This is a genomic window from Rhodococcus gordoniae (assembly GCF_001646655.1).
Lineage (GTDB): Bacteria > Actinomycetota > Actinomycetes > Mycobacteriales > Mycobacteriaceae > Rhodococcus > Rhodococcus gordoniae.
Window position 1 is genome coordinate 1 of sequence record NZ_LPZN01000091.1, and the last position, 6,058, is coordinate 6,058.

General features: G+C 69.2%; 6 protein-coding genes. 2 read left to right on the forward strand and 4 right to left on the reverse strand.

What is annotated here, in order from left to right; genetic code table 11:
- Positions 1-1,221, forward strand: a 1,221-nt coding sequence (locus A8G18_RS21965; RefSeq protein WP_064065548.1) for a helicase HerA-like domain-containing protein, incomplete at its 5' end; no start/stop codon positions are given.
- A gap of 37 nt (positions 1,222-1,258) precedes the next feature.
- Here A8G18_RS21965 and cmrA read toward each other — a convergent pair.
- Complete coding sequence (gene cmrA, locus A8G18_RS21970; protein ID WP_064065549.1) at positions 1,259-2,065, reverse strand: mycolate reductase; 807 nt, start codon at positions 2,063-2,065, stop codon at positions 1,259-1,261.
- Between the two features lie 106 nt (positions 2,066-2,171).
- Here cmrA and A8G18_RS21975 point away from each other — a divergent pair, with 106 nt between their 5' ends.
- A complete protein-coding gene (locus A8G18_RS21975) occupies positions 2,172-3,503 on the forward strand; it encodes an MFS transporter (protein ID WP_064065550.1) in 1,332 nt (443 codons plus the stop codon).
- Here the strand turns inward: A8G18_RS21975 and A8G18_RS21980 are convergent, their stop codons facing one another.
- The 3 genes from A8G18_RS21980 to A8G18_RS21990 all read right to left on the reverse strand — a co-directional run.
- Positions 3,504-4,397 carry an SGNH/GDSL hydrolase family protein gene (locus tag A8G18_RS21980; RefSeq protein WP_064065551.1) on the reverse strand — a complete coding sequence of 298 codons (894 nt, stop codon included), beginning with the start codon at positions 4,395-4,397 and terminating at the stop codon, positions 3,504-3,506.
- A gap of 106 nt (positions 4,398-4,503) precedes the next feature.
- Positions 4,504-5,325: an acyl-CoA thioesterase gene (locus tag A8G18_RS21985; RefSeq protein ID WP_064065552.1), complete on the reverse strand. Its 822-nt coding sequence runs from the start codon at positions 5,323-5,325 to the stop codon at positions 4,504-4,506.
- An 88-nt stretch (positions 5,326-5,413) separates the two neighbouring features.
- The coding region (locus A8G18_RS21990; RefSeq protein ID WP_064065553.1) for an alpha/beta fold hydrolase at positions 5,414-6,058 on the reverse strand (645 nt) is incomplete at its 5' end.

The window sequence follows — 6,058 nt, forward strand, 5'->3', positions numbered from 1 at the left end:
GCGGCCGACACCGGGGACGAGGAATGGACTCCGACGGGTCATCCCGTGGCCTTCTACTCGGTCGGCACCGACGGCGTCGGCATCCCGGTCCGTGCCACCGTCACTTCCTTCGGCCCGATCCTGCTCTCGAAGGTGCTCGGCCTCGACACGACTCAGGAATCGACGCTCGGACTGATCTTCCACTGGGCCGACCGCAACGGACTTCCGCTGCTCGACCTCGCCGACCTGCGGCAGGTGATCCGGTACCTGACGAGCGACGAAGGACGCGACGCACTCGGCGCCGTGTCGCCCGCGACCACCGGTGTGATCCTTCGCGCCGTCGTCGGCCTCGAGAGCGCGGGTGGCGACGGATTCTTCGGGGAACCCGAACTCGAGGTCGAGGACCTGCTGCGTGTGATCGACGGCCACGGGACGATCAACCTGTTCGAACTCGGCGAGGACGCCACCCGTTCTGCGCTGTTCTCGACCGTCCTGATGTGGTTGCTCGCCGGCCTGTTCCAGGCGCTGCCGGAGGTGGGTGACGTCGACAAGCCCCGGCTCGTCTTCTTCGTCGACGAGGCGCACCTGCTCTTCACGGACGCGTCGAAGGCCTTCGTGCAACAGATCGAGCAGACGGTGAAGCTCATTCGTTCCAGAGGGGTCGGCGTGGTCTTCTGCACGCAACTACCTACCGACCTTCCCAGGAGCGTGCTGTCGCAACTCGGCGCGTGGGTGCAGCACGCGCTACCCGCCTTCACCCCCGAGGACGAGGCCGCGCTCGCGAAGGTCGTGCGCACCTTCCCGAAGACGGACGCCTACGACCTCGCCGAGGCGCTGACCGGGCTCGGTACCGGCGAGGCGATCGTGACGGTCCTGTCCGAGCTGGGCGCGCCGACGCCCGTCGCCTGGACGCGTCTGCGACCGCCGCGTTCGCTGACGGGCACGGTGGGGGAGAGCGCGATGCGCGCGTCGGCGCAGGCGAACCCGCTGTACGGAAAGTACGGCCGCACCATCGACCGGGAATCGGCGTACGAGAAGCTCACCGCGTCGATGGTCGGGGCGGCCGATGTCGAGCCCGTCCCGGACGTGCCGTCGCCGGCGCCGGACGAAGCCGGACAGTCGGTCGTGGAGCAGGTGCTCGGCAGCGCGGCGGTGCGCAGCTTCATCCGTTCGGCGGCGTCCGCGGCCGGCCGCGAGATCGGCCGGAGCCTCTTCGGCACGGGACGCCGCCGAAGGCGGTGAGGTGTTGCTGCCGCCGAGGCGGTGAGGTGTTGCTGTGTCAGTTGCTGCCGAGCTTCTTGTAGAACGCTCCGGCGATCGGCGCGGAGACCGATCGCGGCGAGAATTGACCGGCGGCCGACATGGCCTTGCTGATCACGCCGGGCACGATGCGCATGCGGTTCGCGGCGAGCGCGTCGAGCGAGACCTTCGCGGTGTGCTCGCTCGAGATCCACAGGAAGTCCGGGACCAATTTGTCGACGATCGACGCCTCGGCCGGATCGGGTTCCTCGGTACGCACCGGACCGGGGGCGAGCAGCGTGACGTGCACGCCGGTGCCCTTGAGTTCGCCGCGTAGCGACTCGGAGAAGGTGTTCACGAATGCCTTCGTGGCGGCGTAGGTGGCGTTGTTCGGGATCGGCATGTTGCCGGCGGCCGAACCGACCATCAGGATCGCGCCGGAATTCCGCTCGACCATCTGCGGCAGTACCGCGAGGGTGAGGTCGTGCACGGCGACGGCGTTGAGTTCGACCTGCGCCCGCTCGTAGGCCGCGTCGAGTTCCGCGACCGCGCCGAAGGTCGCGATGCCGGCGTTGTTGCACAGGATGCTGATGCGGCGGCGTACGAGTTCGTCGACCAACGGTGTCCGGGCGTCGCGGTCGGACAGATCGCATGCGCGTACCTCGACGGTCACACCGTATTTCGCGCGCAGGGTCTCGGCGAGGGTCTCCATCACCTCTCCGCGGCGGGCGACCAGGATCAGCGAGTGGCCGCGGGCGGCGAGTTCGGTTGCGAGGGCCTCACCGATGCCGGAGGACGCTCCGGTGACGACGGCACGGGCATCGGGATGGGGATTCGGCAGAGTCACAGTGGGTCAGCGTAGCGGCAGGCGCGCGGCGACGGCCGGGGCCGCCCCGACTGTGCGATCGAGTCGTTCGGTGCCGCGGGCGCTCTCGAAGCCTAGGCTCCGGGGCATGAATGCGTTCACGGACACGGCGAGTGGGGCCGGGGAGGCCACGACGCGTCGTCAGGTCTTCTCGTGGGGTCTGTGGGACTGGGGTTCGGCGGCGTTCAATGCCGTGATCCTGACCTTCGTGTTCTCCGTCTATCTCACCGACGCGGTCGGGGACGACCTGCCGGGCGGGATCTCGGCGAGCACCTGGCTCGGATGGTCCCTGGGCATCGCCGGCTTCGTCATCGCCGTGACCGCACCGGTGTCCGGTCAGCGTTACGACGCCACCGGGCGGCGGAAGCGGTCGCTGGGCATTCTCACCGCGGTCACCGTCGCGGCCATGGCGGCGATGTACTTCGTCCGCGACGACTATCACTATCTGTGGCTCGGCATGGTCCTGCTCGGTGTGGCGTCGGTGATGGCCGAACTGGCGCAGGTCCCGTACAACTCGATGCTGCGCCAGGTGTCGACCCCGGCGGATATCGGCCGGGTGTCGGGTTTCGGTTGGGCGATGGGCTATTTCGGTGGGATCGCGCTCCTGTTGTTGTGCTACACCGGCTTCATCGCCGGTGACGGCGATTCGCGCGGTTTCCTCGGTGTACCGACGGAGGACGGCACCAACATCCGGCTCGTGGCGCTGTTCGCTGCCGTGTGGTTCGCGGTGTTCGCCGTGCCCGTGCTCCTCGCCGTTCCGGAGAAGCCGGTCGCGCATGGGGACCTCGCGCGCCGGGCGGGTTTCGTCGAGTCCTATCGCGTGTTGGGGCGCGATCTGACGGAGCTGTGGCGGGCGGATCGTCGCACCATCTGGTACCTCGGGGCGTCGGCGTTGTTCCGGGACGGTCTCGCCGGTGTCTTCACCTTCGGTGCGGTTCTCGCCGTCACCGTCTACGGGATCGGAGCGGGCGATGTGCTGCTCTTCGGTGTCGCCGCGAACGTCGTGTCCGCCGTGGGCGCGCTCGTGGCCGGACGGGTGGACGACCGGATCGGGCCCAAGGCCGTGATCGTGGGATCGCTGGTCGCCATGATCGCGACCGGCATCGTGCTGCTCGTGGTCTCGGGTCCGATCATGTTCTGGATCTTCGGTCTCGTGCTGTGCCTGTTCGTCGGTCCCGCACAGTCGTCGGCGCGCACCTTCCTGGCGCGCCTCACCCCGCCGGGCCGGGAAGGCCAGATGTTCGGTCTCTACGCGACGACCGGTCGGGCGGTGTCGTTCCTGGCGCCGACGCTGTTCGGCTTCTTCGCATGGTGGTTCGGTACCGACCGGGCCGGCATCGTGGGACTGTTGCTCGTGCTCGGCGCCGGCCTGCTGTCGTTGCTCGCCGTGCGGGCTCCCGAGATGTCCGCAAAGGACTGATCAGGATCGATCGGTGAGCGCGGCCAGTACCTGGTCGGCGGCGTTGCGGTGCCCGGCCGCGTTCGGATGCAGCGGGATCGACCCGGCGGCCGGCTGCAGACCGGCCATCCATCGGGTCTCCGGAGCGGCACACACGTCGTGATCGCGGCTCGAAGAACGCAGGTCTACGTAGTCCGCGTCGGCGGCCTCGGCCTGCTCGCGCATGACGGTGTTCAACCGGTCGATCTTCTCCTGCAGATAGGTCGCGTCCTCGGGCCAGATCCGCTGGTCGGGGAAGCAGCCACCGTCGCGGATGCCGGTGGGATAGCCGACGAGGACGATGCGTGCCTCCGGTGAGCGTCGACGGATCTCGTCGATCACGGTGGTGTAGGTGGGTGCGAAAGCGTCGATGGTGGCGTCGACGCGGTCGGCGCCACCGGTGGTGTTCGTGATCGCGCACGACGCGCCCTCCGGCGGTGCCGAGAGATTCACGCATCCCAGCGCCAGTTGGACGAGGCCGATGTCGTTGCCGCCGATGCCCACCGTGACGAGTTCGGTGTCGGGTCGCAGCGAGTCGTACTGGGGTGGCACCGTCCCGCCGCGGAAGGTGGTCTGCGGCATCGCGAAATCGAGGGAGGTGGCGGCGCCGCACGACGCGTCGACGAAGTTGTCGATGCCGAGTCCGGCAGCGACGAGGGTGGGATAGTTGCTCCCCGACCGTCCGCACGGATCGCCTTCGGTCTGCGGCGGGATGCCGGGTCCGGCGGCGAAGGAGTCTCCCAGGGCCACGTACGACTCGTAGTCCGCAGCCGGGGCCGTCTCCTCCGTCCCGGCGCAAGCCGCCCCCGCTACCACGAACGTGATTGCGGCGCAGGCGATGACGCCCGCTCGTCGGAGGGGTCTCGGTCTCGTCACATCGGACCTCGCAATCAGTGGAGCCGATGTATCCGAGGCTACAGGTGCGCCGGTGGCCGGGACGTGGGCCGGAGCGCGACGTCACGTTCCGCGCTTCGAAGCGGCCTCATGCCTTGAAGTAGACGATCTGGTGCGAGGTCGCGAGCAGGACGCCGTCGCGTCCCCACAGCCGAGCGCTCTGGTCGAAGAAGCCCTGTTCGAAGCGATGCGCCCGTGCGGTGGCGAGGACGGGGCTGTCGGATTGCGCGGCAACGGTCTCCGGGTCGGCGTGGAAGTAGGTCGTCATGGAGACCGTGCCGGCCGGCAGTACCCGACCCAGCCGCAGGAAGGCGCGGGGATAGAAGATGTCGCACATCGCGGTGAGCGAGGCGAAGTCGAGCGGGCGCGACGGCACGTCGCGCACCCACAGGGTCGACGTGGAGTCGGCGACCTCGGCGCTGCCCTCCTCGGGAACGACCCCGGTGGCGTACCGCATCTCGTAGTTGCGTGCCCACGCGATGAAGTCGGGCAGCGGTGTCGGTTCGAGCGAGTCGGGTGCGGGGACGGCCGGTGCCTGCGGTTCGGTCGACGACCAGGTGGGGCGACGGAGACCGAAGACGGCCGTCGCGGTGGTGGCGACCTCGCCGCCCTGCGACAGTTCGAGCGACCAGTGCTGGGTGGTCCGGTTCGTGCGCACCGGTCGCGCCGTGATGTCGAACGGTCCGTCGGTGATGGGTCCGGCGAAGTTGACCGTCAGGGACAGCGGCATGCCGAGGACATCAGGATGCCGTTCGACCGCGCGCAGAAGGGTCGCGGCGGTGATACCGCCGAACGGGCCGACCATGTTCGCGTAGGCGGGATGCGTATGCCCTTCGGTGCGATCGTCCCGGACTTCGAACAGGTCGACGGCGGCGTCGAAGACGTGAGTGGTCACCGAGACGTCGGTCATGACAGGGTCTCCTCGGAAAAGGTGTCGCGCAGGTCGGATCCGTACGACAACATACCGAGAATCCGGGTGGCGACCGGCTCGGGCCCGTCTAGGCGTTCCGTCGCCGCGCGATCGCGTTCGCGACCTCGGCAGGCGCCTCCTCCGGGATCCAGTGCGAGACGTCGGGCAGGATCACGAAGTCGTAGTCGGCGTCGACGAACTCACCACACCGTTCGGCGCCGGCGCGGCCGATCGCGATGTCGGCGGTGCTCCAGAGGTAGGTCGTCGGGACGCGGACCGGGGGAGTCGAATCGAGATCCCGTGTCATGGCGCGATACCAGTTCAGGGCGGCGGTGAGAGCGCCCGGCGCGGACATCGCGGCGACGTAGTGGTCCACCGCGGCGCGGTCGACGCCCGGCGCGAACATCGCCCGCAGGCGCCGCGCGTCGTCGGCGAGGAGGAGGTCCTCCGCCTTGCCCTCCTCCCGGAAGAGGCCGATGTAGGAGGAGCGCTCGCGTTGGTCGGCGTCCTCGCGCAGCGCCCAGCCGTAGGCGGCGAGGTGGGGGACCGAGACCGCGGTCAACGCCGAGACGCGGTCGGGATGGTGGGCGGCGAAGTACCACGCCACGGCGGCGCCCCAGTCGTGTCCCGCGAGGTGGACGCGATCGAGACCGAATTCGTCGAGCAGACCGAGGACATCACCGGCGAGCGCCGGCACCCCGTAGTGCTCGACGCCGGCCGGCCGGGCGCCGGG